The sequence below is a fragment of the Williamsia deligens genome (assembly GCF_024171765.1).
Taxonomy (GTDB): domain Bacteria; phylum Actinomycetota; class Actinomycetes; order Mycobacteriales; family Mycobacteriaceae; genus Williamsia_A; species Williamsia_A deligens.
The window spans coordinates 646,862-672,068 of sequence record NZ_JAMTCI010000001.1; the positions used below are offsets into that span (position 1 = coordinate 646,862).

General features: G+C 70.2%; 21 protein-coding genes and 1 pseudogene. 15 read left to right on the forward strand and 7 right to left on the reverse strand.

Annotated elements, in window-relative coordinates:
- Nucleotides 1–3 precede the first annotated feature (3 nt).
- Together LX14_RS03065 and LX14_RS03070 are read right to left on the reverse strand one after the other, a co-directional pair.
- Nucleotides 4–1,512: a cytochrome ubiquinol oxidase subunit I gene (locus LX14_RS03065; protein WP_253645804.1), complete on the reverse strand. Its 1,509-nt coding sequence runs from the start codon at nt 1,510–1,512 to the stop codon at nt 4–6.
- A gap of 154 nt (nt 1,513–1,666) precedes the next feature.
- Nucleotides 1,667–2,587, reverse strand: coding sequence for an aminodeoxychorismate lyase (locus LX14_RS03070; protein WP_253645805.1), 921 nt, complete (start codon nt 2,585–2,587; stop codon nt 1,667–1,669).
- Nucleotides 2,588–2,624: 37 nt separating this feature from the next.
- On the opposite strand from LX14_RS03070, the gene ygfZ reads away from it, so the two are divergent.
- From ygfZ to LX14_RS03085, 3 genes are all read left to right on the forward strand, one after another.
- Nucleotides 2,625–3,818 (forward strand): CAF17-like 4Fe-4S cluster assembly/insertion protein YgfZ, encoded by a 1,194-nt coding sequence (gene ygfZ / locus LX14_RS03075; RefSeq protein WP_253645806.1) that lies wholly within the window; start codon nt 2,625–2,627, stop codon nt 3,816–3,818.
- Nucleotides 3,815–4,450, forward strand: coding sequence for an MOSC domain-containing protein (locus LX14_RS03080; RefSeq protein ID WP_253645807.1), 636 nt, complete (start codon nt 3,815–3,817; stop codon nt 4,448–4,450). The genes ygfZ and LX14_RS03080 overlap by 4 nt, the downstream gene beginning before the upstream one ends.
- A gap of 156 nt (nt 4,451–4,606) precedes the next feature.
- On the forward strand, nt 4,607–4,786 hold the full coding sequence (locus tag LX14_RS03085; RefSeq protein WP_253645808.1) for a DUF3073 domain-containing protein: 180 nt from the start codon (nt 4,607–4,609) through the stop codon (nt 4,784–4,786).
- Nucleotides 4,787–4,826: 40 nt separating this feature from the next.
- Here the strand turns inward: LX14_RS03085 and purM are convergent, their stop codons facing one another.
- The 3 genes from purM to LX14_RS03100 form a co-directional block, all read right to left on the reverse strand.
- On the reverse strand, nt 4,827–5,930 hold the full coding sequence (purM, locus tag LX14_RS03090) for a phosphoribosylformylglycinamidine cyclo-ligase (RefSeq protein ID WP_253645809.1): 1,104 nt from the start codon (nt 5,928–5,930) through the stop codon (nt 4,827–4,829).
- A 75-nt stretch (nt 5,931–6,005) separates the two neighbouring features.
- The gene (gene purF / locus LX14_RS03095; RefSeq protein WP_372505239.1) at nt 6,006–7,586 is read right to left on the reverse strand and encodes an amidophosphoribosyltransferase; all 1,581 of its coding nucleotides are present in this window, start codon (nt 7,584–7,586) and stop codon (nt 6,006–6,008) included.
- A gap of 73 nt (nt 7,587–7,659) precedes the next feature.
- Nucleotides 7,660–8,043, reverse strand: a complete 384-nt coding sequence (locus LX14_RS03100; protein WP_253645810.1) for a sterol carrier family protein — start codon at nt 8,041–8,043, stop codon at nt 7,660–7,662.
- 138 nt (nt 8,044–8,181) lie between these two features.
- Here LX14_RS03100 and LX14_RS03105 point away from each other — a divergent pair, with 138 nt between their 5' ends.
- The 12 genes and pseudogenes from LX14_RS03105 (at nt 8,182) to LX14_RS03160 (ending at nt 21,938) form a co-directional block, all read left to right on the forward strand.
- Entirely contained in the window at nt 8,182–9,135 is a 954-nt protein-coding gene (locus LX14_RS03105; protein WP_372505240.1) for an amino acid ABC transporter permease, read from the forward strand.
- Nucleotides 9,132–9,899 carry an amino acid ABC transporter ATP-binding protein gene (locus tag LX14_RS03110; RefSeq protein ID WP_253645811.1) on the forward strand — a complete coding sequence of 256 codons (768 nt, stop codon included), beginning with the start codon at nt 9,132–9,134 and terminating at the stop codon, nt 9,897–9,899. Before LX14_RS03105 ends, LX14_RS03110 begins: the two co-directional genes overlap by 4 nt.
- Before the next feature lie 58 nt (nt 9,900–9,957).
- Nucleotides 9,958–10,944: an ABC transporter substrate-binding protein gene (locus LX14_RS03115; RefSeq protein WP_253645812.1), complete on the forward strand. Its 987-nt coding sequence runs from the start codon at nt 9,958–9,960 to the stop codon at nt 10,942–10,944.
- 26 nt (nt 10,945–10,970) lie between these two features.
- Nucleotides 10,971–11,456: a GNAT family N-acetyltransferase gene (locus LX14_RS03120; protein WP_372505355.1), complete on the forward strand. Its 486-nt coding sequence runs from the start codon at nt 10,971–10,973 to the stop codon at nt 11,454–11,456.
- A gap of 77 nt (nt 11,457–11,533) precedes the next feature.
- Nucleotides 11,534–12,619 (forward strand): LLM class flavin-dependent oxidoreductase, encoded by a 1,086-nt coding sequence (locus tag LX14_RS03125; RefSeq protein WP_253645814.1) that lies wholly within the window; start codon nt 11,534–11,536, stop codon nt 12,617–12,619.
- Nucleotides 12,620–12,624: 5 nt separating this feature from the next.
- The gene (locus tag LX14_RS03130; protein ID WP_253645815.1) at nt 12,625–14,262 is read left to right on the forward strand and encodes an ABC transporter substrate-binding protein; all 1,638 of its coding nucleotides are present in this window, start codon (nt 12,625–12,627) and stop codon (nt 14,260–14,262) included.
- A 3-nt stretch (nt 14,263–14,265) separates the two neighbouring features.
- A complete protein-coding gene (locus tag LX14_RS03135; RefSeq protein ID WP_253645816.1) occupies nt 14,266–15,276 on the forward strand; it encodes an ABC transporter permease in 1,011 nt (336 codons plus the stop codon).
- Nucleotides 15,269–16,156 carry an ABC transporter permease gene (locus tag LX14_RS03140; RefSeq protein WP_372505241.1) on the forward strand — a complete coding sequence of 296 codons (888 nt, stop codon included), beginning with the start codon at nt 15,269–15,271 and terminating at the stop codon, nt 16,154–16,156. The genes LX14_RS03135 and LX14_RS03140 overlap by 8 nt, the downstream gene beginning before the upstream one ends.
- Nucleotides 16,153–17,754 (forward strand): dipeptide ABC transporter ATP-binding protein, encoded by a 1,602-nt coding sequence (locus tag LX14_RS03145; RefSeq protein ID WP_372505242.1) that lies wholly within the window; start codon nt 16,153–16,155, stop codon nt 17,752–17,754. Before LX14_RS03140 ends, LX14_RS03145 begins: the two co-directional genes overlap by 4 nt.
- A 234-nt stretch (nt 17,755–17,988) precedes the next feature.
- Nucleotides 17,989–19,497 (forward strand): glutamate-cysteine ligase family protein, encoded by a 1,509-nt coding sequence (locus tag LX14_RS03150; protein WP_253645817.1) that lies wholly within the window; start codon nt 17,989–17,991, stop codon nt 19,495–19,497.
- Entirely contained in the window at nt 19,497–20,549 is a 1,053-nt protein-coding gene (locus LX14_RS03155; protein ID WP_253645818.1) for a threonine aldolase family protein, read from the forward strand. Before LX14_RS03150 ends, LX14_RS03155 begins: the two co-directional genes overlap by 1 nt.
- An 83-nt stretch (nt 20,550–20,632) precedes the next feature.
- Nucleotides 20,633–21,938: pseudogene (locus LX14_RS03160) on the forward strand (NtaA/DmoA family FMN-dependent monooxygenase).
- 26 nt (nt 21,939–21,964) lie between these two features.
- On the opposite strand, the gene LX14_RS03165 reads toward LX14_RS03160, so the two are convergent.
- A complete protein-coding gene (locus LX14_RS03165) occupies nt 21,965–24,268 on the reverse strand; it encodes an arylsulfatase (protein WP_253645819.1) in 2,304 nt (767 codons plus the stop codon).
- Nucleotides 24,268–25,185: a TauD/TfdA dioxygenase family protein gene (locus tag LX14_RS03170; RefSeq protein ID WP_253645820.1), complete on the reverse strand. Its 918-nt coding sequence runs from the start codon at nt 25,183–25,185 to the stop codon at nt 24,268–24,270. The genes LX14_RS03165 and LX14_RS03170 overlap by 1 nt, the downstream gene beginning before the upstream one ends.
- Nucleotides 25,186–25,207: the final 22 nt, after the last annotated feature.

Genomic DNA, 25,207 nt, shown 5'->3' on the forward strand with positions numbered 1-25,207 from the left:
CTCCTAGTAGGCGAACGAAAGTCGTTCCGGCGCTGCGTCGTCCGCCGCGTCGTCGTGGGTTCCCGGGGTGTCGTCGTGGGGTGTGGACGACGTCGCCGTCGCGGGCCCGTTCTCCGCATGGCGCCGGATGAGCACGAACCAGAGGACCGCGAGGAGTCCGTAGACCAGCGTGAACACCGTGAGCGACGTCGCGACAGTCGCCACCGAGGTGGCCGAGACCCCCTGCTGCACGGTGAGGTGGATGTTGGGGTCACCGGTCGGGTTGGGCACCACCATCCACGGTTGACGGCCCATCTCGGTGAACACCCAGCCGGAGCTGTTGGCCAGGAACGGGGTCGGGATGGCGAGCAGTGCCAGTCGGCCGAGCCATCGGGCCGACGGCACCCGGCCGCCGCGGGTGAACCACAGCCCGGCCAGGGCGAGGAGCGCCGATCCCGCGGCCCACCCGATCATCGCGCGGAACGCCCAGTAGGTGACGAACAGGTTGGGTCGGTAGTCGCCGGGGCCGACGGTCTGCGAGTAGTGCTGCTGCATCTCGGCGACACCCGGCAGCGTCGCGTCGAACGTGTTCGTCGCCAGGAACGAGGTGAGGTAGGGGATCTGGACGAGGTGGGTGACCGAGTCGCAGTTGTTGTGCGTGCCGATCGTCAGCACCGAGAACGACGCGGCGGTCTCGGTGTGGCACAGCGATTCCGCCGACGCCATCTTCATCGGCTGCTGTTCGAACATCAGCTTGCCCTGCACGTCGCCGGTGATGCCGAGGGCGACACCGGAGACGACGATGATCCACAAGGCCATCCGGGTGACGGGACGGTAGAGCGTGCGCGCATCGTGGCGGAGCATTGCCGCCTCCGCAGGTGTGCCCGCCACGTCCGCCCGCCGACGGGCACGAATCATCCACCACAGGCCGATGCCGGCCACGAAAGTGCCTGCGGTGAGGAAGGATCCGGCCACTGCGTGGGGAAATGCCGCCAGCGTGGTGTTGTTGGTCATCACAGCCCAGAAGTCCGTGAGCTCGGGCCTTTTCGTCTCCGGGTTGAAGCGCGCACCCACGGGGTGCTGCATCCACGAGTTGGCCGCGATGATGAAGTACGCCGACGCGTTCACGGCGATGGCGACGAGCCAGATGCAGGCGAGGTGGACACGCTTCGACAGCCGCCCCCACCCGAAGATCCACAGGCCGAGGAAGGTCGACTCGAGGAAGAACGCGACGAGGCCCTCGAGCGCCAGCGGCGCACCGAACACGTCACCGACGAACCGGCTGTACGCGCTCCAGTTCATCCCGAACTGGAACTCCTGCACGATGCCCGTCGCGACGCCGAGTGCGAAGTTGACCAGGAACAGCTTCCCGAAGAACTTCGTCGCCCGGTACCACTGCTCGTTGCCGGTGACCGTCCACACGGTCTGCATCACCGCGATCATCGGTGCGAGACCGATCGTCAGCGGGACCAGGATGAAGTGGTAGACGGTGGTGATCCCGAACTGCCACCGGGAGATGTCGAGTGCGTTCATCGCCGACCTCGTCGTCGACACGGCCCGCGGACGGATCCCCGGGAGCTACTACCAGTCGTAGTACTACCGCTGAACGTAGACCCTCGTCCTGGTGGTGACCAGCCCCTGCGCTGTTCCCTCGGACACAGAGACCCCGGTCACCGTAGGTCTGACGTCAGTCGGCGTCGACGGCCTTCTCCACCAGCGCCGCGAAGTCCGCCTCCCGTGCTGGCGCCGGCATCTCGTAGCCGTTGAGGGCACGCACCCGGGTGGCGAGCGTGACGCTGGAGATGAGCCAGACTCCGTCGGCCACGATCAGGTCGGCGACACGCAGCGGCCGGATCGCCGTCTCGAGACCCTCGCTCTCGGCCGCCGCGAACAGCGCCTGCTGCGTGGTGCCGGGCAGGACGCCGTTCTCGACCGGCGGCGTCGACAGGGTGTCCCCGTGCAGCGCGACCACCGTCGATCGGGGGCTCTCGAGGACCTGCCCCTCGCTCGAGACGTAGATGACGTCGTCGGCGCCCTGCGACGCGGCGTACCGCTGCGCGGCCATGTTGGTGGCGTAGCTCAGCGTCTTGGCGCCCAGCAGCTGCCACGGCGCGCGGGCGGCGAGGTCGACGGAGTACCCGCGGTCGAGGGTGATCACGCGTGTGCCCTCGGCCCGGACCGTGGCGACCTTCTCGGCGACAGGTCCGACCGTGAGATAGGCCGTCGCCTCGTTCGATTCGCGCGTGATCCCGGTCTCGGCTCGTTCGCGCGGTGCGGCCTGCCCGACGGGTGCGCTCTCCCGCCCGCGGGAGTAGACGATGCGCATCAGACCCTCGGTCGCGCGGCCGTTCTTCTCCGCCCACACACGCTGGCCCGTGGTGATCGCCGTCCGCCACCGCGCGAGGTCCGGCGCCGGGAGGTCAAGGGCCTCGGCGCTCTTCTCCAGCCGGGCGAGGTGTCGGCCCACGTTCCGCGCGCGTCCGTCCCGCACCAGGAGGGTCTCGAAGACACCGTCACCGCGGACGGCCGCGAGGTCGTCGGCGTGCAGGTAGGGGACGTCGGGATCGAGGACGGCGCCGTCGTGGGTCACCAGGATCGATTGCGACATGGCGATCACCCTAGCGGGGGCCTCGTACGATGAACCCGTGACCGACTCGATCGGAGAACCCGACGCCGACCAGCCCACGATCCGGCGACATCAGCGCGAAACCGGGGCCATCCCACCGCCCGACGACTCCCCCGACGCCGGTGTCGCCTGGCATCACGGCGACCCGTTCGGGGAGCAACGCGCCGCGACCACGTCGGTGGTCGTCGTCGACCGGTCGCACCGGGGCGTGTTCGAGATCAGCGGCGACGAACGGCTCAGCTGGCTGCACACCATCTCCAGTCAGTTCGTCAGCAACCTGGCCGACCGGACGTCCGCGGAGAACCTCAGCCTCGATGTGAACGGACGGGTGGAGGACCACTTCGTCCTCACCGACATCGACGGGCTGACCGTGGTGGACACCGAACCGCAGCGCGCGCAGGCGTTGCTGACGTTCCTGCAGCGGATGGTGTTCTGGGCCAAGGCCGAACCGGTCGACCGCCCGGATCTGCGTGTCCTGACCGTCCTCGGTCCCGACGCCGTACGTGGACCTGTCGCCGAGCTGCTCGAGATGCCCGAGGGCGCTGCCGTGTACTCCGCGGGCCGCATCCCCGAGCTGCACCACGACGACGAGCCCTCGGGGTTCTGGCGCGTGATGCCCCCGATCGGCGAGCGCGGCGCCGATGGTGTCCCCACCGTGGCCCGGGTGGACGTCCTGGTCCCCGAGGCCCAGTTCGACCGCTGGTGGGACGCGATCGTCGACGCCGGTGCCCGCCCCGCCGGCACGTGGGCGCTGGAGGCGTTGCGCGCCGAGGCGCTCGAACCCCGCCTGGGCGTCGACACCGACGACCGCACGATCCCCCATGAGGTCGACTGGATCGGCGGACCCGACACCTACGGCGCGGTGCACCTGGAGAAGGGCTGCTACCGGGGCCAGGAGACCGTGGCACGCGTCCACAACCTCGGCAGCCCACCACGACGGCTCGTCCTGCTCCAGATCGACGGCAGCGCCGACTCCCGTCCCGCCACCGGCGACCCGGTGACCGCCGGCGGGCGCACCGTCGGTCGGGTCGGGACCGTCGTCGAACACTTCGAGTTCGGCCCCATCGCGCTGGCGCTGGTGAAGCGGTCGGTCGAGCCGGGCACGGAGCTGGAGGCCGGCGGCGCGGCGGTCGCCATCGACCCCGCATCGGTGCGCGCCGACGACCGCATCCGCGCGGGCCGCGCCGCCGTCGAGGGACTGCGGTCGCGATGACCGGTCGCGTCGTGGCGGTCTGTGCCGCCGATCGCGCCGTCGAGCTCGACCGCATCGGCGAGTCCGGGATCGGGAAGACCGAGATCACCGGCCGCGTCCGGATCACGACCGAGGGCGTCGCCGGCGACGTCATCGTCGACACCAAACACCACGGTGGTCGGGATCAGGCCGTCTACGCCTACAGCGAACGCGAGGCCCGGCGCTGGGCCGACGAGCTGGGCCGGTCGCTCCCCCACGGGTGGTTCGGCGAGAACCTGCGCATCGACGGGATGGACGTGACCGACGCCGTCATCGGCGAGCGGTGGCGGGTCGGGGACGTCGAACTCGAGGTGACCATCTTCCGGACGCCCTGCAAGACGTTCGCGGTCTGGGCCGAGGAACCGCGGTGGGTCGCCCGGTTCATGGACCGGGCCGACGTGGGCGCCTACCTGCGGGTTGTCTCCGAGGGAGAGATCGAGGCCGGTGACACGGTGACGGTCGTCGACCGCCCCGACCACGGGATCACGGTCCGCGCGCTGCTCACCGGCGACGTCGACGACGCCGGGCTCGACCTGCTGACCACCGACCCCCGTTTCGCGGGCAAGGTGGCCCGCGAGGCGGGCAAGCTCCAGCGCCGCCGCGCCCGGGCCTGACGGTCAGGACGCGACGCGTCCCGCCTCCCGATCGAGGCTGGTCCGCATATGCCCCCACTGCGCGCTAGACTGATGCACACGAACAAGATTTGTTAACTCAGAGCGGGGCCGCCAATCTTGATTGGCCGCCCCGTCATTGTGCGAGGGGGTCCCCCTATGGGCCGCGGCAGAGCAAAAGCGAAGCAGACGAAGGTTGCTCGGGAGTTGAAGTACAGCTCCCCGAACATGGACCTCACCAGCCTGCAGCGGGAGCTGGCGAACGAACCAGAGCGCCCCTCCGACCGTCCGGATCCCGCGGAGGTGTGGGCCGACGAGGACGAGTGGCGTCGAGCCTGATCGTCCACCTGTCACCACCGATCGGGCGGTGACACGCAGCTCAGAACCGCGGGTGTTCGCCGATCAGTTCGGCGGCACCTGCGGAGTCGCGTCCCTCGTGCGACTTCTTCACCGTTCCCAGCACCCAACTGTCGATGTGTCGTGCCGTGAGCACGGCCAGGGCGCGATCGGTGTCCTCCGGGGCCACGATGGCGACCATCCCGACGCCCATGTTGAACGTCCGCTCCATCTCGTGACGGTCCACGCGGCCACGCTGCGCGATCATCGCGAAGATGGGCGCCGGTGACCAGGTCCCCCGGTCCAGTTCCGCGTGCAGTCCGTCGGGGATGACGCGGGCGAGGTTCTCGGCCAGCCCACCGCCGGTGACGTGCGCGAACGTCCGGACGTCGGTCTCGGCGACCAGGGCAAGGCAGTCCTTGGCGTAGATCCGCGTGGGTTCGAGCATCTCCTCGCCCAGCGTGCGGCCGAACTCCTCGACGTGTCCGCCCAGGTCCATGTGTCCCCACTCGAGCAGGACCTTGCGGGCCAGTGAGTACCCGTTCGAGTGCAGACCTGACGAGCCCATGGCGATGATCACGTCGCCCGGGCGGACGCGGTCGGGCGAGAGGACGGAATCGGCCTCGACGACACCCACGCCGGTCGCCGACAGGTCGTAGTGCGACTGCTCCATCAGGCCGGGGTGCTCGGCGGTCTCGCCGCCGAGCAGCGCGCAGCCGGCCTCGACACACCCGTCGGCGATGCCCTTGACCAGCTCGGCGACGGTCTCCGGCACCACACGGCCGACGGCGATGTAGTCCTGGAGGAAGAGGGGCTCCGCGCCGCACACCACGAGGTCGTCGACGACCATCGCGACGAGGTCGCGGCCGACGGTGTCGTGCTTGTCCATGGCCTGCGCGATGGCGAGCTTGGTGCCCACGCCGTCGGTGGAGGAGGCGAGCACCGGCTCCCTGTAGGTCCCACGCAGCGCGAACAGGCCGGCGAACCCGCCGAGACCACCGAGCACCTCCGGACGCGACGCCCGCTTGGCGTGCGGCTTGAACAGTGCGACGGCGCGGTCACCGGCGTCGATGTCGACGCCTGCCTGCGCGTAGGACGCTCGTGCGGTGGACGGGCCGTCGTCGTGCGCTGACTCCTGGTTCGACACGCGGGTCACGCTACCGGAGCAGTGGCCCCGAACCCGACTCGCGCCCGCGGCCGACGGCGCGGTGCACGTCGCGGATCACGGACGACGCAGGGCGCTGACGTTGTCGTTGTGGGCGACGAGAGGGTCGTTCGCGGCGGTCGTCGACAGCATCGCCTCGAGCACCGCCTTGCCCATCGAGGTCTCCGTCGGGAGGTCGATGGGGTACTTGCCGTCGAAGCAGGCCGAGCACAGCTGATCCGACGGCTGGTCGGTGGCGGCGATCATCTCGTCGATGCTGATGTAACCGAGCGAGTCGGCGCCGATGGCCTGCCGGACACCCTCGACCATCCCCTGCTCGGACTCCATGCCGTTCGCGATGAGCTCCGCCGGCGAGGCGAAGTCGATGCCGTAGAAGCACGGCCACCGCACGGGACTGGACGCGATGCGGACGTGGATCTCGGCGGCGCCGGCCTCGCGCAGCATCCGGATCAGGGCGCGCTGGGTGTTGCCGCGGACGATCGAGTCGTCCACGACGACGAGCCGCTTGCCGCGGATGACCTCCCGCAGCGGGTTCAGCTTGAGCCGGATGCCGAGCTGACGGATGGTCTGCGACGGCTGGATGAACGTGCGGCCGACGTAGGCGTTCTTCATCAGGCCCTGGCCGTAGGGGATGCCCGACTCCTGCGCGTAGCCGGTGGCCGCCGGTGTCCCCGACTCGGGTACGGGGATGACCAGGTCGGCGTCGGTGGGGTGCTCCCGGGCCAGACGCCGCCCGATCTCCACCCGCGAGGAGTGCACCGAGCGCCCGTTGATGACGCTGTCCGGGCGGGCGAGGTAGACGTACTCGAAGACGCAGCCCTTCGGTGTGGGCTGGGCGAACCGTGAGCTGCGGACGCCGTCGGCGTCGATCGCGAGCAGCTCGCCCGGCTCGATCTCCCGGACGAACGACGCACCGACGATGTCGAGGGCGGCGGTCTCGGAGGCGACGACCCATCCGCGGTCGAGCCGACCCAGGCACAGGGGACGCACGCCATAGGGATCCCGGGCGGCGTACAGCGTGTGCTCGTCCATGAAGGTGAGGCAGAAGGCGCCGTCGAGGGTGGGCAGCAACTCCATGGCCGCCTGCTCGATGGTGCTGTCGGCGGCGCCGTGCGCGAGGAGCGCACCGACGACGTCGGAGTCGGAGGTGGCGCCACCGTGGATCCGCGACGCCATCAGCCCCGCCTCCCGGGCGACCGACGCGAGATCGGCGGTGTTGACGAGGTTGCCGTTGTGGCCCAGCGCCACGCCGGTGCCGGCGGCGGTGGTGCGGAAGATCGGCTGTGAGTTCTCCCACGTCGTCGATCCGGTGGTGCTGTAGCGGCAGTGCCCGATGGCGACGTGACCCGGCATGGACGCCAGCGTCTGCTCGTCGAAGACCTGCGAGACCAGACCGAGGTCCTTGAACACGAGCACCTGGGAGCCGTCGCCGACGGCGATCCCGGCGGCCTCCTGGCCGCGGTGCTGCAGTGCGTACAGCCCGTAGTACGAGAGCTTCGCGACGTCCTCACCTGGGGCCCAGACGCCGAACACCCCGCATTCCTCACGGGGTTCGTTCTCGGGGACGTCGTCGGGTCGCGGCGCGGGCGGGTGCACGTCGGCGAGGAGGTTCGGGCTGTGGACGGACAGCTCGGTCACGGGGCACTCCGATGCGGTGGGCGACGGTCGGACCTGCAGAGAAGCTTACGGGCCGACGTGCGGCGACGGCCAATCAGACGCGCACGAGCGGCAGGTGGTTCCCGACCTCCGGGGCCCTGCTCCCCGATGCCGAGACCGTGGCGTCGGCGATCTCGTCGGTCAGCTCGGTGAGACCCGCGGCGAGCCGTAACCAGGTCCGGGGATCGGTCTCCACGACATTCGGGGGCGTCCCCCGGGTGTGTCGGGGGCCCTCGATGCACTGGACCGCCACGAACGGCGGCACCCGCACCTCCACCGACGACCCCGGCGCGATCTGCGCGAGGGTCCGGGCGGTCGTCCGGACGGCGAGGGCGAGAACCGGACGTGCCGGGGTCTCGTCGGTCTCGCCGCGGATCCAGGGGGCGACGGCGAGCACGGCGGCGCGCATCTCGGCGGGGTCGACGGGCTTCGCTGGCATGACTCGATCATGGCAGCCGTTTCACGCACCGTGACCGGATCCGTTGTCGGCCGGGCCGGTCACTCCTAGCGTCGCCACTTACCAACAGACGTGGTGCGAGATCGCCGCACCGTCTCCGGCGAGTGGAGCCCAGTCCCCGTGTCCAGCAGAACAGTTGCGCCCGCGCGCGTCGACGTCGAACCCGGCAGCACCCTCGACGACATCGAGGGCCTGCCGATCGTCGGACGCCCGCACTACGGCCGATGGCTCGCCGTCCTGGTCGTGGCGGTGCTCCTCGCGCAGGTCGTCGCGGGTGCCGTCACCAACCCCCGATACGACTGGCCGACGTTCGCGTCGTACTTCTTCAGCACGACGATCCTGCAGGCGCTGTGGCTGACGATCTGGTTGACGCTCGCCGCCGCCGCCATCGGGTTCGCGGGCGGCATCGTGCTCGCCCTGATGCGCCAGTCACCCAATCCCGTTCTCAGCGGCGGCAGTTGGGCGTTCATCTGGCTGTTCCGCTCCATCCCGCTGATCGTGCAGATCCTGTTCTGGGGATTTCTCGGCGCGCTGTACACCCACCTCGGGTACGGCATCCCGTTCGGTCCGGTGTTCGCCGAGGTGGAGACGAAGAACCTCATCGCGCCCGTCACCGCGGCACTGATCGGCCTGTCGATCCACCAGGCCGCCTACGGTGCCGAGATCATCCGGGCGGGCCTGCTCTCGGTCGACGAGGGTCAGCGCGAAGCCGCTGCCGCGCTGGGGATCCCGGTACGTCGGCAGTTCACCCGCATCATCTTCCCGCAGGCGATGCGGACGATCATCCCACCGGCCACCAACGAGGTCATCGGGCTGCTCAAGGGCACCTCGGCGGTCTTCATCCTCGCGATCCCCGACCTCTTCTACCAGGTGCAGGTGATCTACGGCCGCAACGGTCGCATCATCCCGCTGCTGCTCGTGGCGGTCGCCTGGTACGTCCTCCTCACCGGGCTGCTCTCGGTCGCCCAGTTCTACATCGAGCGGCGTTTCGCCCGCGGGGCCCACCGCGAGCTGCCGCCCACACCGCTGCAGCGACTGCGCGCGCAGCTCACCGGGCTGCGGGTGCGCGCATGACCGCGCCGGTCGTCCTCGACGTCCGCGGCGTCGGGAAGTCCTTCGACGGGGTGCCCGCCCTGTCCGACGTCTCCCTGCAGGTCCGTCAGGGGGAGGTGGTCGCGATCATCGGGCCGTCGGGGTCCGGCAAGTCCACACTGCTGCGGACCATCAACCACCTCCAGCCCCCCACCGAGGGATTCGTCACCGTCCACGGCGAGCTGATCGGGCTCCGCCGCGGTCGCACCGCCTTGCACCGGTTGTCGGAGAACGAGATCCGCCGGCAACGCAGCCGGATCGGGTTCGTCTTCCAGAACTTCAACCTCTTCCCCCACCTCACCGCCCTGGAGAACGTCGCCGAGGCACCGGTCGGTGCCCGGGGGGTGGAGCGGGAGGTGGCACGCCGGGCCGCCGGGGAGTTCCTCGGCCGTGTGGGACTCGCCGACCGCGTCGGCGCCTATCCCCGTCAGCTGTCCGGCGGGCAACAGCAGCGCGTGGCCATCGCACGCGCGCTGGCGCTCGACCCCGAACTGATCCTGTTCGACGAGCCCACGTCGGCACTCGACCCCGAACTGGTCGACGAGGTCCTCGCCGTCATCGGCGACCTCGCCCGCGCCGGCAGGACCCTCGTCATCGTCACCCACGAGATCGCCTTCGCCCGGCGCGTGGCCGACCGCATCGTGTTCATGGACTCGGGCCGCATCGTCGAGGAGGGCCCGCCCAGCCAGGTCCTCGGTGCCCCCCGCGAGGAGCGCACCCGCGCATTCCTCGACCGCGTGCTCTGACACGCGTCGTCGCCCTCCCTGCTCCACACCACCTGTCACAGAACGGATCCGCCTCACCATGACCCGACGTCGACCGCTGTCCGCGGCACTTCTCACCCTCCTGACCGCCGGCCTCCTCGCCACCGGCTGCTCGACACCGTCCGACGGCGGCACCCAGGCGGTCCGCGACTCGACGGGCGCGAGCCTGGACCTCAGCTCGAAGCAGCAACCGATCAGCGCACCGGTGAACGCCGCGATCGCGGCGAAGCTCCCCGCGTCCATCCGCGAGCGCGGCACCCTCGTCGTCGGCCAGGGATCGGGCACCGGCAACCCACCCTTCTCCTTCCCGTCCACCGACGACGACAAGGTCTGGATCGGTGACGAGGTCGACATCGCCACACTGGTCGCCGACACCCTGGGCCTCAAGCCCGACTTCCGGCGGTCGTCCTGGGAGGGGCTGTTCCTCGGGATCGACAGCGGTGCCAGCGACGTCGGGTTCTCCAACATCACGGTGACCGAGGCACGCAAGGACCTCTACGACTTCGCGACCTACCGCACCGACATCCTGTCGCTGATCGCCCGGAAGGCCGACCCGATCCGTTTCACCGGATACGAGGACCTCAGCGGCAAGACCATCGCCGTCGGTTCGGGCACCAACCAGGAGAAGATCCTGGTCGACTGGTCGGACAAGCTGAAGGCAGAGGGCAAGGCGCCCATCACGATCAAGTACTACCAGGACGTCACCGGTGTCTGGTCGGCGCTGAACGCCGGACAGATCGACGCCTACTTCGGACCGAACCCGATCAACGCCTTCCACGACGCGCAGGTGCGGGGCACCCCGAACGAGACCACCATCGTCGGCCAGGTCTCGGGTGCGGGCTCCGGGCTGACCGGCCTCATCGCCGCGACGACGAAGAAGGGCAACCCGCTCATCGAGCCGGTCCGGGAAGCACTCGACGCGGTCATCAAGGGTGGCCAGTACCAGCAGGTGCTGCATCGCTGGAACCTCGACAAGGAAGCCGTGCAGACGTCGCTGCTGAACCCTCCGGGCCTCCCGCGCGCGTGACGTGTTCCGAGGTCGGGCCGTCGACCCTGTCGCCGGTGTTCGTGACCGTCGCGCAGGACGATCCCCGCGCGCGGCCACTGCTGGACGAGCTGGCCGTCGAGTACAGCGAGCGGTACGGGCGTCCGCTGGCCGAGATGCACCGGGACCTTCTCGAGTACCCGGCGACCCAGTTCGCGCCGCCCGACGGCGGTCTCGTCGTCGGACTGATCGACGGTGTCCCCGTGGCAGGTGGCGCCTTCCAGCGGTACGACGCACACACGGCCGAGCTCAAACGCATCTGGACCTCGGCCGGCCATCGGCGTCGCGGTCTCGGACGTCTCGTGGTGGCCGAACTGGAACGGCACGTCGCCGCCGCGGGCTATCGCGACGTCTTCCTGACGACCGGGTGGCGCCAGCCCGAGGCGGTCGCCCTGTACGTCGCCGCCGGGTACACCCCCGGGTTCGACGTGGCCGCCTACCCCGTCGGACCGCAGCCCCATCCATTCCGGAAGTCGGTGTGCGGCCCACGCTGAGCCAAACCCTGTCGGCCCGGCCCCGCGCCTGGCAGAACTGGTTCGATGCCCCGCCGTCCGCTCCGAGAGTCCGCCGCGTGAAGATCCTGCAGCTCACCCTGATCACCCATCGTCCCGACGCCGTGACCGGTGAGCTCGTCAGCCCGGCCACGCGGTTCGCGCAGGTCGTGGAGTCGGCGCGCGTCGCCGAGGAGCTGGGCTTCGACGGGTTCGCGGTCGGTGAACGCCACGAGGACCCGTTCATCTCGTCGTCCCCACCGGTCGTGCTCTCCCACATCGCCGCGGTCACCGACCGCATCCGACTCTTCACCGGTGTCACGACGTTGAGCCTGCTGGACCCGGTTCGAGCCGTCGAGGACTACTCGACGCTCGACAACCTGTCCGGCGGACGCCTCGAGCTGATCATCGGCAAGGGCAACGGTGCCGCGCAGGCACAGCTGTTCCATGTCACGCCCGACGACCAGTGGGACCGCAACACCGAGGGATACGAGCTGTTCCGCGCACTGTGGCGCAGCGACAGCGTCACCTGGACGGGCCGGTTCCGCCCGTCGCTGCGGGACGCGAAGGTCCTCCCCCGACCCCTCCAGCCCGAGATCCGGACCTGGCACGGCAGTGCCACCTCGCCCGCCTCGGTCGAACTCGCCGCACTGCACGGCGATCCTGTGTTCTCGGCCAACGTCACGCACCCCATCGAGCCCTACGCCCGACTGATCGACCACTACCGACAGGCGTGGGTGGAGAACGGACGCGATCCCGCCGACGCCGTGGTGGGGGCCGGCAGCGCGGGTGTCCTGGTGGCGCCGACGTCGCAGGAGGCCCGGGCGTTGTACGCCCCGATCTTCGCCGCACGCAAGGAGTTCACGATCCGGACGGGCCTCCCCGACGCCTTCACCGATCTCGACGACTTCATCACCCGCAGTTCGGCGCTCGTGGGGAGTCCCGCCGAGGTGATCGACAAGGTCGGCCGCTACCACGACCGCCTCGGGCACGAGGTGCTGCACATCTCCGCCGACTCCGACGGCCTGACACCCGCCCACCACCGCCGCAGCCTGGACCTGTTCGCCGGTGAGGTCGCGCCCGCCCTGCGGGCTGCGTTCCCGTCCCGGCCGCTCGGGCCCGTCGGCGCCACTCCGGTCGGTGCCACACCGGTCGCGGCGCACTGATCAGCATGCGCGGTCATCCGACGCGGCTCCTCGTCGTCCTCACCACCGTCCTCGCCGTCGCGGCGGGACTCACCGCCTGCACCGAACCGGCGCCGGGTGCCGACGACACCGGCCCACCGCGGTCCGGCGGGACGTTGCGCTACGGGCTGTCGCAGTCACCGACCTGCGCTGATCCCGCACAGTCCTCGTCGAATCAGACGATCTACGTCACGCGGCCCATCGTCGACTCCCTGACCGATCAGGACCCGACGACCGGCGCGCTGGTCCCGTGGCTCGCGCAGCGGTGGGAGGTGTCGCCGGATTCACGACGGTTCACCTTCACGCTCCGCCCCGGAGTCACGTTCAGCGACGGCGCACCGCTCGACGCGACCGCCGTCGCGCGCAGCTTCGACTCCGTCGTGACGACGCTCGGCCCGGTCAAGGCAGCGCTCGGGGCGAGCTACCTCTCGGGTTACACCGGCACCACGGTCGTCGACCCGCTGACGGTCGTCGTCGACTTCTCGAAACCGAACGCACAGTTCCTGCAGGCGACCTCGACCTCCCAGCTCGGCATCGTGTCGCCCGCGACGTCGGCGCGGTCGGCCGCGCAGAGGTGCGAGGGTGACGTCGCCGGAACGGGGCCGTTCACCTACGTGGACTACGCCCAGGACCGCTCGGCGACCCTCGCGAAGCGGAAGGGCTACAGCTGGGCGTCGTCGGTGGCGAAGCACTCCGGCGAGCCCTACCTGGACCGCATCGAGTTCACCGTGGTGCCCGAGTCCGGCGTCCGGACAGGCAGTCTGGCATCCGGGCAGCTCGACGCGATCAGCGACGCACTCCCCCAGGACCGGACCATCATCGAGGGCGCGCAGGGGCGGGTCCTCACGACGCCGAACCCGGGGATCACGTTCGGCCTGCAGCCCAACGTCTCCCGCGGGGTCCTCGCGGACCGCGACGTCCGGGTCGCGCTGCTGTCGGCCATCGATCGTCAGGAGCTCGTCGACACCGTCCTCGACGACACCTTCGCGCCGGCCACCAGTGTGCTGGCGCGGAACACCCCCGGGTACGAGCGATCCCCCCTGGTCACGTTCGACAGATCGCGCGCCGAGGCTCAGCTCGACGCGGCCGGGTGGCGGACGGGGCCGGACGGGATCCGCGTGAAGAACGGGCGGAAGTTGTCCTTCGGCGTCACCTTCAGCGCGGTGTTCGCGGCGAATCAGACGGTGCTGGAACTCATGCAGCAGCAGCTGCGTCTCGCCGGTGTCGACATGCAGCTCGACCTGGTGTCCACACCGGAGAGCGTCGCGCGGCAGAGCACCGGGAAGTTCGACGCGTTCTACTACAACTCGACCCGCGCCGACGGCGACATCCTGCGGGTGTCGTTCTCGACCCGTGGCCGCAACATCGGCCGCGCGCAGGCGGTGCCGGCGCTGGAGGACGGGTTCACCGGGGAGCTCTCGACGTCCGACCCCGCTGTCCGTGCCCGCCACATCGGGACCGCACAGCAGGAGATCCTGTCCAACGGCTTCTTCATCCCGACCATCGAGCTGTCGCAGACCATCGGCCAGGGTCCGCGTGCACACGGTCTGCGGTTCGACGCGTCGGCACGCCTGCGGTTCGACGACACCTGGGTCACCCCCGACTCCTCGGACAGCAGGGACTGAATCATGCTGCGCTACGTCTTCTTCCGACTCCTGCAGGCGGTGGCCGTCCTGTGGGCGGCGTTCACCGTGTCGTTCATCGTGCTCTTCCTGCTCCCGTCCGACCCGGTGAGCCTGGCCGCCGACAGCAACGGCGCGGGATCGCCTGTCGACGCGGCGGCGATCGCCGAGATGCAGGCCCGCTACGGTCTGGACAAGTCGGTGTGGGAGCAGTACTGGACCGCTCTGACCAACGCGGTGCACGGCGACTTCGGGTCGTCGATCACCACCGGACGCAGCGTCGTCGGCGCCATCGCCGACGCGGTCCCGAGCACGCTCGCTCTCGCCGGCACGGCCCTCGTGCTGGCCGTCGTCGTCGGTGGTGGCCTCGCGTTCCTCGCGGTGTACACACGGGTCCGGTGGTTGCGGACGGCCCTGCTGTCGCTGCCGCCGCTGGGCGCCGCGGTGCCGACGTTCTGGGTGGGACTGATCCTCCTGCAACTGTTCTCGTTCGGTCTGCCGGTGTTCCCCGCCTTCGGTGACCGCACACCGGCGTCGGTGGTCCTGCCGGCGATCACGCTCGCCATCCCCACGGGCGCCGTGATCGCGCAGGTGTTCGCCACGTCGTTGCTCTCGACGTGGCGGGAACCGTTCGTCGAGGTGGCGGCCACGAAGGGCGCGTCGCGCTGGTACGTCCACACGCGCCACGTGTTCCGTATCGCGACGGTGCCCGCGCTCACCATCGCGGGCGTCCTCGTCGGCGAGCTGCTCGCGGGCTCCGTGGTGGTCGAGACCGTCTTCGCCCGCGCCGGCGTCGGTCGTCTCACGCAGACCTCGGTCCTCGCCCAGGACATCCCCGTGGTGCAGGGCATCGTCGTCCTCACCGCCCTGGTGTTCGTCGTCGTCACGCTGGCCGTCGACCTGGTCTACCCCCTGATCGACCCGCGGATCGTCGTCCGTCGCGAGCGCGCATCTGCCGCCGGCCCCACCGCCACCGCTCCCGCCACACCCGACAGCTCGGAGCCCACCCGTGTCTGACCTCCTCGTCGAGTCCGTCGCCCGTGACGGCACGTCGCCTCCGAACGCGGCGTCGCAGGACGCCGGGACCCGGCGCCGCCGTCGCGGGTGGACGCGCTGGATCACCGTCGCGGTGGCCGCCGCGGTCCTCGTGCTCGCGGCCGGCTGGGCGCTGGTGCCGTCGCTGTTCGCCGGTGGCGACCCCTACGCACTGGTCCCGCGCGACAAGATGCAGCCGCCGAGCCTGCGCCACTGGTTCGGCACCGACAGCATCGGCCGCGACCTCTACACCCGCATGGTGCACGGGGCGGAGCTGTCGTTGTCGGCGACCATCAGTGCGGTGGCGATCGCGTTCGTGGTCGGGTCGGTCATCGGGCTGCTCGCCGGCGCGATCGGCGGCGTGGTCGACACCGTCCTCATGCGCGTCGTCGACGTCCTGCTGTCGATCCCGACCCTGTTGCTGTCGTTGGCGGTCGTCACCGCGCTCGGCTTCGGGACCACCAATGTCGCGATCGCGGTGGGCGTCACGATGATCGCCGGCTTCGCGCGCGTCATGCGCGCCGAGGTCGCCCGCGTGCGACACGCCACCTACGTCGAAGCCGCGTTCCTGGCCGGGTCCCGGTGGCCGTCCGTCCTCGTGAACCACATCCTGCGCAACGCGATCGCCCCCGTGATCGGGCTGGCCGCTGCACAGTTCGGTCTGGCGGTGCTGCTGGTGTCGTCCCTCAGCTTCCTCGGGTTCGGTGCGAAACCGCCGTCACCCGAGTGGGGCACACTCATCGCCGACGGCCGGAACTACCTGGTGACCGCGTGGTGGCTCACCGTCATCCCCGGACTCGTCATCGTCGCCGTGGTCGTCAGCGCACACCGCGTCGGACGCGCACTGCAGGAGCGCCGGTGAGCGCCGCGGGCCCGCTGCTGCGGGTCTCCGACCTGCACGCCTCCTACGGTGACACGGAGGTGTTGCACGGCATCGATCTCACCGTCGAGCGCGGCGAGGTCGTCGCGGTGGTGGGTGAGTCCGGCTCCGGCAAATCGACCCTGGCGCTTGCGATCGTGGGGTTGCTCCCGGAGGGCGGCACCCTCGACGGTGGTCGCATCGAGTTCGACGACGAGCGCATCGACTCCGCCTCCGACCGTCGTCTGAGCCGCCTGCGAGGCGCGCACATCGGCGTCGTCCCCCAGGATCCGACGTCGTCGCTGAACCCGGTGCGCCGCGTCGGCGATCAGGTCGGGGAGATCCTGCGGCTGCACGGCAGGGCCGATCGGCGGACCGCGGCGCTGCGGGCTGTCGACATCCTGGCCGAGGCGGGCGTCGACCGTCCCGAGGAACGTGCCGGCCAGTACCCCGGCGAACTGTCCGGAGGGCAGCGCCAGCGCGTGCTGATCGGCATCGCGCTGGCGTGTGCACCCGAACTGGTGATCGCCGACGAACCGACGTCCGCGCTCGACGTGACGGTGCAACGCCGCATCCTCGACCTGTTGGACGCGCGGATCGCCGACACCGGGGCCGCGGTCCTGTTCATCACCCACGACCTCGGGGTGGCCGCCGAGCGCGCCGACCGGATCGTCGTCATGTCGCAGGGTCGCATCGTGGAGGCCGGCCCCGCCCGCGAGATCCTCGACGCACCACGGCATCCCTACACCGTCGGGCTCGTCGAGGCCGCGCCGCACCTGGGCCGACCCCGCACCCGTACGACGGTCCGTCCCGAGCGAGACCCCCTGCTGCGGGCCACCGACCTGCGGGTGCAGTTCTCGCTGCGGGGTGGGACGTCGTTGACCGCCGTCGACGGGGTGTCCCTCGAAGTGCACCGCGGGCAGACCGTCTCGATCGTCGGCGAGAGCGGATCGGGCAAGACGACCACCGCGCGGGTCATCGCGCAGCTGCATCGCCCGGACGCGGGGACCGTCGAGTTCGACGGTGTCGACGTGACGGGTGCGCGCGGGTCGCAGCGGCGGGCGCTACGCCGTCGACTGCAGTTCGTGCACCAGAACCCCTTCACCTCGCTCGACCCGTCCCTGTCGGTCCGGCGGATCGTCGGCGAGCCGTTGCGTGCGTTCAGGGTGGGTGATCGCGCCGGCCGTCGGGCGCGGGTCGACGATCTGCTGGATCAGGTCGCGTTGCCCTCGGACCTGGCCGAGCGCCGCCCCCGCGAACTGTCCGGTGGGCAGCGACAGCGTGTCGCGATCGCCCGCGCTCTGGCTCTCGAGCCGGACCTCGTCGTGCTCGACGAACCGGTGTCCGCACTCGACGTCTCCGTCCAGGCGCGCATCCTCGACCTGCTCGACCGGCTGCAACGCGAGCACGATCTCGCGTATCTCTTCATCTCCCACGATCTCGCGGTGGTCCGCGAGATCAGCGACCGTGTCCTGGTGATGCGCGCGGGGCAGATCGTCGAGGCAGGTGACGTCGACACCGTCTTCGACGACCCGCAGCACCCGTACACGCAGGAACTCCGCGACGCCGTCCCCGATCCGTCCCGCCCCACCCGGACCTGACACCGACCCCGCCGACCGTGCGGTAGATGCCGTCGACCGTGCAGTAGAGCCCGTCGACCGTGCAGTTGGTCGGGCAGCCGGCATGGAGGTGCACGTTCGGCGTGCATTTTCTGCACGCTCGGCGGCATTTTCTGGACGCTCGGGGTTCAGACGTGTCGCCGACGAGGTGTGGGGCACCCGACACGGCGTCCGATTCGGTGGCTCGAACCCCCGGGACGGTGACACGATCGGGTCATGGGAGCCGAGGTCAGCAGGCGCGAGTTCACCCGGGAGGACCGCCGACGGTTCCGTGAGCAGGTGACACGGGGCACCGAGGCGATCGCCCGCATGCTCGCCGAGGGCGCGTTCGTCGACACCGACGGGGCACCGGAGCCACTGCTCGGCATGGAGGTCGAACTGAACCTCGTCGACCGTGCGATGAACCCGGCCATGGCGAACGACACTGTGCTGCAGGCGATCGCCGACCCCGACTACCAGACCGAACTCGGCCAGTTCAACGTCGAGATCAACGTCTCCCCCCGGCCGTTCCGCGACGACGAGATGCTCTCGCTGGAGGCCGCACTCCGCGCGTCGCTGAACCGGGCCGACGCCCAGGCCGCCACCACCGACAACCGACTCGCGATGATCGGCATGCTGCCGACCATCCGGCTCGAGCACCTCACACCTGAGTGGATCTCGGCGGATCCGCGCTACGAACTCCTCAACGACCAGATCTTCGCGGCGCGCGGCGAGGACATCGAGCTCGACATCGACGGTGTCCCGCTGGGTGACGCACGCGTCGGTGAACGGCTCACCGCCACCACCGAATCGATCCTCCCCGAGGCCGCGTGCACGTCGGTGCAGCTGCACCTGCGCGTCCCTCCGCAGGATTTCGCCGACCACTGGAACGCCGCGCAGGCGATCGCCGGGATCCAGGTGGCGGTCGCCGGCAACTCTCCGTTCTTCGCCGGTCACGCGCTCTGGCACGAGACGCGCATCCCCGTCTTCACCCAGGCCACCGACACCCGACCACTCGAACTGAAGAACCAGGGTGTCCGACCGCGCGTCTGGTTCGGCGAACGATGGATCACCACCATCTTCGACCTCTTCGAGGAGAACACCCGGTACTTCCCCGCGCTGCTGCCGGTCTGCGACGACGAAGACCCGCTCGAGGCCCTCGACGCCGGCCGCGTCCCCGCGCTCTCGGAACTCAACCTGCACAACGGCACCGTGTACCGCTGGAACAGGCCGATCTACGACGTCGTCGACGGCCAGGCGCACGTCCGCATCGAGAACCGGGTCCTGCCCGCCGGGCCGAGCGTCATCGACACCATGGCCGACGCCGCGTTCTTCTACGGACTGATGCGCGGCCTCGTCGACGCCGACCGCCCGCTGTGGTCGCAGATGTCGTTCGACGCCGCCACCGAGAACCTGACCGCGGGTGCCCGCGACGGCTTGGAAGCCCAGATCTACTGGCCCACAGTGGGATGGGTCCGACCCGACGAGCTCACCCTGCGCCGCCTGCTGCCCGCGGCCGATCGCGGGCTCGCCGCGTACGGGGTGTCGGACAAGGCACGTCGTCGGTACCTGGGGATCATCGAGGGTCGCTGCCAGAGTCGTCGCACGGGGTCGGTCTGGCAGCGCGAGACGGTCGCGGCCCGCGAACGCGCCGGTGAATCGCGCGAGGTCGCCCTGGCCGGGATGCTGCGCGACTACATCGAGCGGATGCATGAGGGCCAGCCCGTCCACACCTGGGACCTGTGATGACACAACCGATCCTGCGCGGCTACACCAGCGACAACACCGCCGGCACCACCCCCGAGGTGCTGGCGGCGATCGCGGAGGTCTCCGCGGGACAGGCTGCGCCCTACGGCAACGACGACCACTCGCGCACCGTCGTCGAACAGTTCTCGGCCGTGTTCGAGCGACGGGTCGACGTGTTCCCTGTCGGATCGGGATCGGCCGCGAACGGCATCGCGCTCGCCGCGCTGACCCCGCCGTGGGGCGCGATCCTGTCGCACCCGAACGGTCACGTCACGACCGACGAGGCGGGCGCGCCGGAGTTCTTCACCGCGGGTGCGAAATTCATCCACGTCGACGGCGCCGACTCGAGAATCGACCCCGACGCCCTCCGTGTCGCCGTGCACCGTCGCCGCGGCGACGTCCACAGCGTGCAGCCGTCGGTGGTGAGTCTGACCCAGGCCACCGAGACCGGCAGCGTCTACACCCTCGACGAGCTGCGCACCCTCGCCGCCATCGCCCACGACGCCGGCCTGCGCGTCCACATGGACGGGGCGCGGTTCGCCAATGCGCTGGTGGCGCTGGACGTCTCCCCTGCCGAGATGACGTGGCGTCTCGGCGTCGACATCCTCTCCTTCGGGGCGACGAAGAACGGCACCATGACCGCGGACGCGATCGTGTCGTTCGACCCGACGCTCGCCACGGAGCTCTCCTATCGACACAAACGGGGCGGTCAACTCACCGCCAAGATGCGCTTCCAGACAGCGCAGCTCGGAGCACACCTCCGCGACGACCTGTGGCTGCGGACCGCCCGTCAGGCCAACGCGATGACCGCGCGCCTCGCCGCAGGCCTCCGCCGGTCCCCCGGCGTCGACGTCCTCGGCGACCCCACCGCCAACATCCTCTTCTGTCGCTTCCCCGACAGCCTCACCACCCGACTGCAGGAGCAGGGCTACACGTTCTACGCCGACCGGTGGGAGACCGGCGTCGTCCGCCTGGTCACGAGCTTCACCCATCGCGCCGAGGACATCGACGAGTTCCTCGACGCGGTGGGCAGCGCTGACCGGGTGAGCTGACCGCCGCGACACGGACGCCCGGTTGAAACCCCGCGAGGTACAACCGTTCCCTTCGCGCCCGAGCCCGTCGACGCTGACTCTACGTGAGCACCGCACACCCTCGGACCCTCGCGACCATCACCGGCGCGGAGGCACCTCGGACAGTTATGCACTGGCGCTCGACCCCACGCGCAGCACCCTCGACACCGCGGTGGAGGTCGCCCGCCGTGCCGAGGCGGCCCGCATCGACGCCCTGTTCACCGCTGACCTGTTGAGCTTCAACGCCCAGGGCGCGATCGGATCGCAGGAACCGCTCGTCTTCGTCTCAGCGCTGAGTCAGGTCACACGCCACACGGGGCTGATCGCCACCGTGTCGACGACCTTTCACCACCCGTTCAACCTCGCGCGCCTGTTCGGCACCCTCGACCACGTCAGCAACGGTCGGGCGGCCTGGAACGTGGTCACGTCCGCAGTCGGTGAGGAGAACTACGGTCCGGGCGAGCTGCCGTCCCCGGAACAGCGATACGCCCGCGCGGCCGAGTCGCTGGAGGTGGCGACAGCGCTGTGGGACAGCTGGCAGGACGGCGCCCCACCCGCGGGGCACACGGCGAGGTCACTCTCGATCCGAGCCGGGTGCGGCCGATCGATCATCACGGCGAGTTCTTCTCCGTCGCCGGGCCGCTGAACATCCCGCCCCTTCCCCAGGGACGACCGGTGCTCTTCCAGGCCGGGCAGTCCGACGCCGGACTCGAGCTCGGGGCGCGCCACGCCGAGGTCGTGTTCACCTCGCTGCCGACACTCGAGATCGCGCACGACTTCACCTCCCGGATCCGTGCGCGCGCGGCCGCGCTCGGACGACCCGCCGGGCTCCCGCTGATCTTCAACTCGTTCCACGCGACGTTCGGGGCGACCGAGGCCGAGGTGAGGGCCACGGTCCGCGAGCGCCGCGAGGCGATCGACTACGAGCAGGGCAGGGGCCTGGTGGCGAACATGCTCGGTGGCGGCGTGGACCTCGGTGAGGCGGCCCTCGATGCTCCCCTACCCGAGTCGGTGCTCCCCGACGTCTCCTCGATCAATCGACGCCGGGGCCGCGCCCTGGTGTTCAGCGACCACATCCGGCGCGGCCTGACCCTGCGCGAACTGATCGTCGCGGCACAGGACACCGGACACTGGGCCGTCGCCGGCACACCGGAGCAGCTCGCCGACGCCGTCGAGGAACGGTTCCGCGCCGGCGTCCTGGACGTGCTGTCGCTGAACGGGCTCGCCGACGACACCCAGCACGAGTTCATCGTCGAGGGACTCCTGCCGATCCTGCGCTCGCGCGGGATCGTGAAACCCGACTACCTGGGTCCCACCCTCCGGGAGAACCTGGGGCTCCCGTCCCCCCGCGGTGTGCATTCCGCTGCGTGACGCCGGGGAGACGGCCCCATGACCGTTCAGTCGGCGATGGCCTCGACGGCGGTCTCGATCTCGTCGATCCGCGCGGCCGGCACCCGCACGGGCCCCGGCGTGTAGGTCACCGCGACCAGATCCCCGGTGTAGCGGAAGACCCCTCGACGCTCCCGCAGGTCCCAGTGGACCGGGCCGCGGGCGTCGAGTCCCACCGAGATCCCGGTCCACGGTGCCATCCCGACCAGCTGTACCTGACCGGTGAGCTCCGCGACATCGGAGCCGTCCACAGCGAGGACGAGGTCCCACCGGAGGTGTGGGGCCACCGTGGCGCGGAGCGTCACCGTCCGCGCGCCCTGCGGGACACGGCCGCCCTCGACCTCCGTGAACACGCCGTAAGCGTTGTAGCCGAGATGAACTCGTCCACCCTCGACCCAGATGAGGTAGCCACCGAGCACGTCGCCATGCGCGACGAGGACACCCTCGTCGCCGGTCGTGTACCCGCCCAACTCGACGTCGACGGTGACGTCGCGGTAGGCGGTGAGCCGTGACGACCGATAGCGCTCCAGCGGCGGGGTACCCGCGAGGACCCGGACCGGGTCGGCGAGCCTGGCCTCCGACGGTCGACGACGGGCGAGGTCGTCCCGGGTGAGCAGTGGGAACACCGTGTTGGCCCAGGCGTTCTCGTCCCACGCGGCGGCGAGGTCGGCCACGACGTCGGGCCGCTCGGCGGCGAGGTCGTGCAGCTCGGTGGGGTCGGTGCGCACGTCGAACAGCTGCCAGCGCGGGTCGTCGATGTCGCGCCCGGGTTCGGCCAACGCCAACAGCTTCCAGCCGTCGCGATAGAACCCGCGATGGCCGGTGATCTCCGAGTACTGCTCCCGGTGCCGCGACGGGGCGTCGGGCGATCGGAGCACGTCGGCTGCGGACACCCCGTCGAACGACCGCACAGGCAGGCCGTGTCGGGTGGGAGGTGCGTCGATGCCGATCAGATCCAGCAGCGTCGGCGTCACATCCGTGACGTAGGTGTACTGATCGCGCACACGCCCATCCGCGGTCAGACCGCGAGGCCAGGACAGGAGGAACGGGACCCGCACCCCGCCGGCGAAGGTCTGACCCTTGTAGAAGCGGAACGGCGTGTTCGAGGTCTGCCCCCACCCGCGGGGGTAGTGCACCCCGAGGCGTGCGGTGCCGATCCACGCGGGATCCTGCGGGACGTCTCCGACCCACCGGGGGTCGGCGATGTGCGCGAACTCCGCGAAGTAGCTGCGTGTCCCGACCGGTCCACCCTCGGCCGTGCCCCCGTTGTCCGAGGTGAACACGATGATCGTGTTGTCGAGTTCACCCAGCGCCTCCAGGGTGGCGACGATCCGCCCGACACTGGCGTCGACACTGCCCACCATGCCCGCGTAGACCTCCATGTACCGGGCGAACAGCTCCTGATCGTCCGCCGACAGGGAATCCCACGGCGGGACGTCGTATCCGGGTTCTCTGTTGCGCGGGGCCTGCCGCGTCCCCGGCGGGAACAGCCCGCTCTCGAGTTGCCGGGCGAAACGCTCCTCCCGCAGGGCATCCCACCCGCGGGCGTATCTGCCACGATGGGGCTCGCGATCGGTGTCTTTCACCTGCAGCGGGCCGTGCATCGCGACGTGGGCGAAGTACAGCAAGAAGGGTTTCGTCGCGTCGTGGGCCCGCAGACCGGTGATGTACTGCACGGCTCGATCCGTGAGGTCGTCGGTGAGGTAGTAGCCGGGTGGGTACTCGTCGACCGTGGACGGGCTGTTGTCGACCGTGATCTGGTTGGGGTGGAAGAAGGAGTTCAGACCCTCGAGCGACCCGTGGTACCGATCGAAGCCGCGCTGGGTCGGCCACGAGTCACGCGGGCGTCCGGGTGCGATGTTCGCGTCGCGCACGAGGTGCCACTTGCCGACGGCGTACGTCGCATACCCGTGGGATCGCAGGATCTCAGGGAGGGTCGCGACGTCCTCGGCGAGTTCGAGCCGAAGGCCGGGGTAGCCCGGGTCGGCGTTGGCGACGTAGCCGTACCCGGCACGATGCGCGTTGACGCCGGTGAGCAGTGCGGCGCGCGAGGGCGAACACAGGGGAGTCGTGTGGAAGTTGCTGAAGCGCAATCCCTCCTGGGCGAGTCGGTCGAGATGGGGAGTGGGGATCTCGGATCCGTAGGGCCCGGTGACGCTGAAACCCATGTCGTCGACGAGCACGACCACCACGTTGGGGGCGCCGGCCGGGGCGGACGCCTCGTCCGGCCAGTCCGGGGATGAGTCGGCCGTGGTCCGCCCGATCTGTCCCCGGAATCCCTCGTACCCCCGCGCATGCGGCGGGACGCCCATCAGGCGACGAGGACCGGCTCGTCGACCTCCGAGTAGTGGCTGGCGTCACCGGCGATCACCCGACTGCGCTCGCCCTGCACGCTCTGCGGCACGTCACCGGCGAGGGTGATCCGCTCCAGGCGCCGGTACTGGTCGTCCCAGTCGGCCACGGCGTAGTGCTGGGTGGCGCGGTTGTCCCAAATGGCGACGTCGCCGAGGGCCCACTGCCAGCGGACAGTGTGCTCGAGCTTGGTCACCCGGTCCTGCAGGAGGGTGAACAGGGCCTGCGACTCCTTGGTCGAGAGCCCGATGAAACCCTTGACGAAGTGGCCGAGGAGCAGGGTCCGCCTGCCCGTCTCGGGGTGGATGCGCACGACGGGGTGCTCGGTCTCGAAATACGTCGACTGGAACTCCTTGCGGTACTCCGCGGTCCTGCCCGAGTTGATCTTCTCGGCGGACGTGGCCGCGTAGTCGTAGGCGTTGGTGTGCGTCGCCCAGAGGTTGTCCACCAGTGCGCGCAGGCTGACCGGCAGCGATTCGTAGGCGGCGACCTGCGACGCCCAGGTGGTGTTGCCGCCGTACTCCGGCAGCGACACGGCACGCAGGATCGACGCCTTGGGGATGCGGTCGACGAAGGTCACATCGGAATGCCAGCTGTTGGCCTTTCCGTAGTCCGAATCGATTGCCAGCGTGCGGGTCCCGCGCGACGTGACCGTCGGATGCGGGGTCGTCGGGCTGCCGAGCAGCTCCGCGAAGGCGTACTGCGCGTCGTCGTCGAGGTGGTGCTGATCCCGGAAGAAGACCACCTGGTGCTCGAGGAGCGCCCTGCGGACGAACTCGACGGTGTCGCGGTCGAGGTCGCCGCCGAGGCGCACACCCTCGATCCGGGCTCCGATGTGGGCGCCGAGTTTGACGGCAGTGGGCTCTGATCCCGACATGGTGGACCCTTTCGCACGGGGA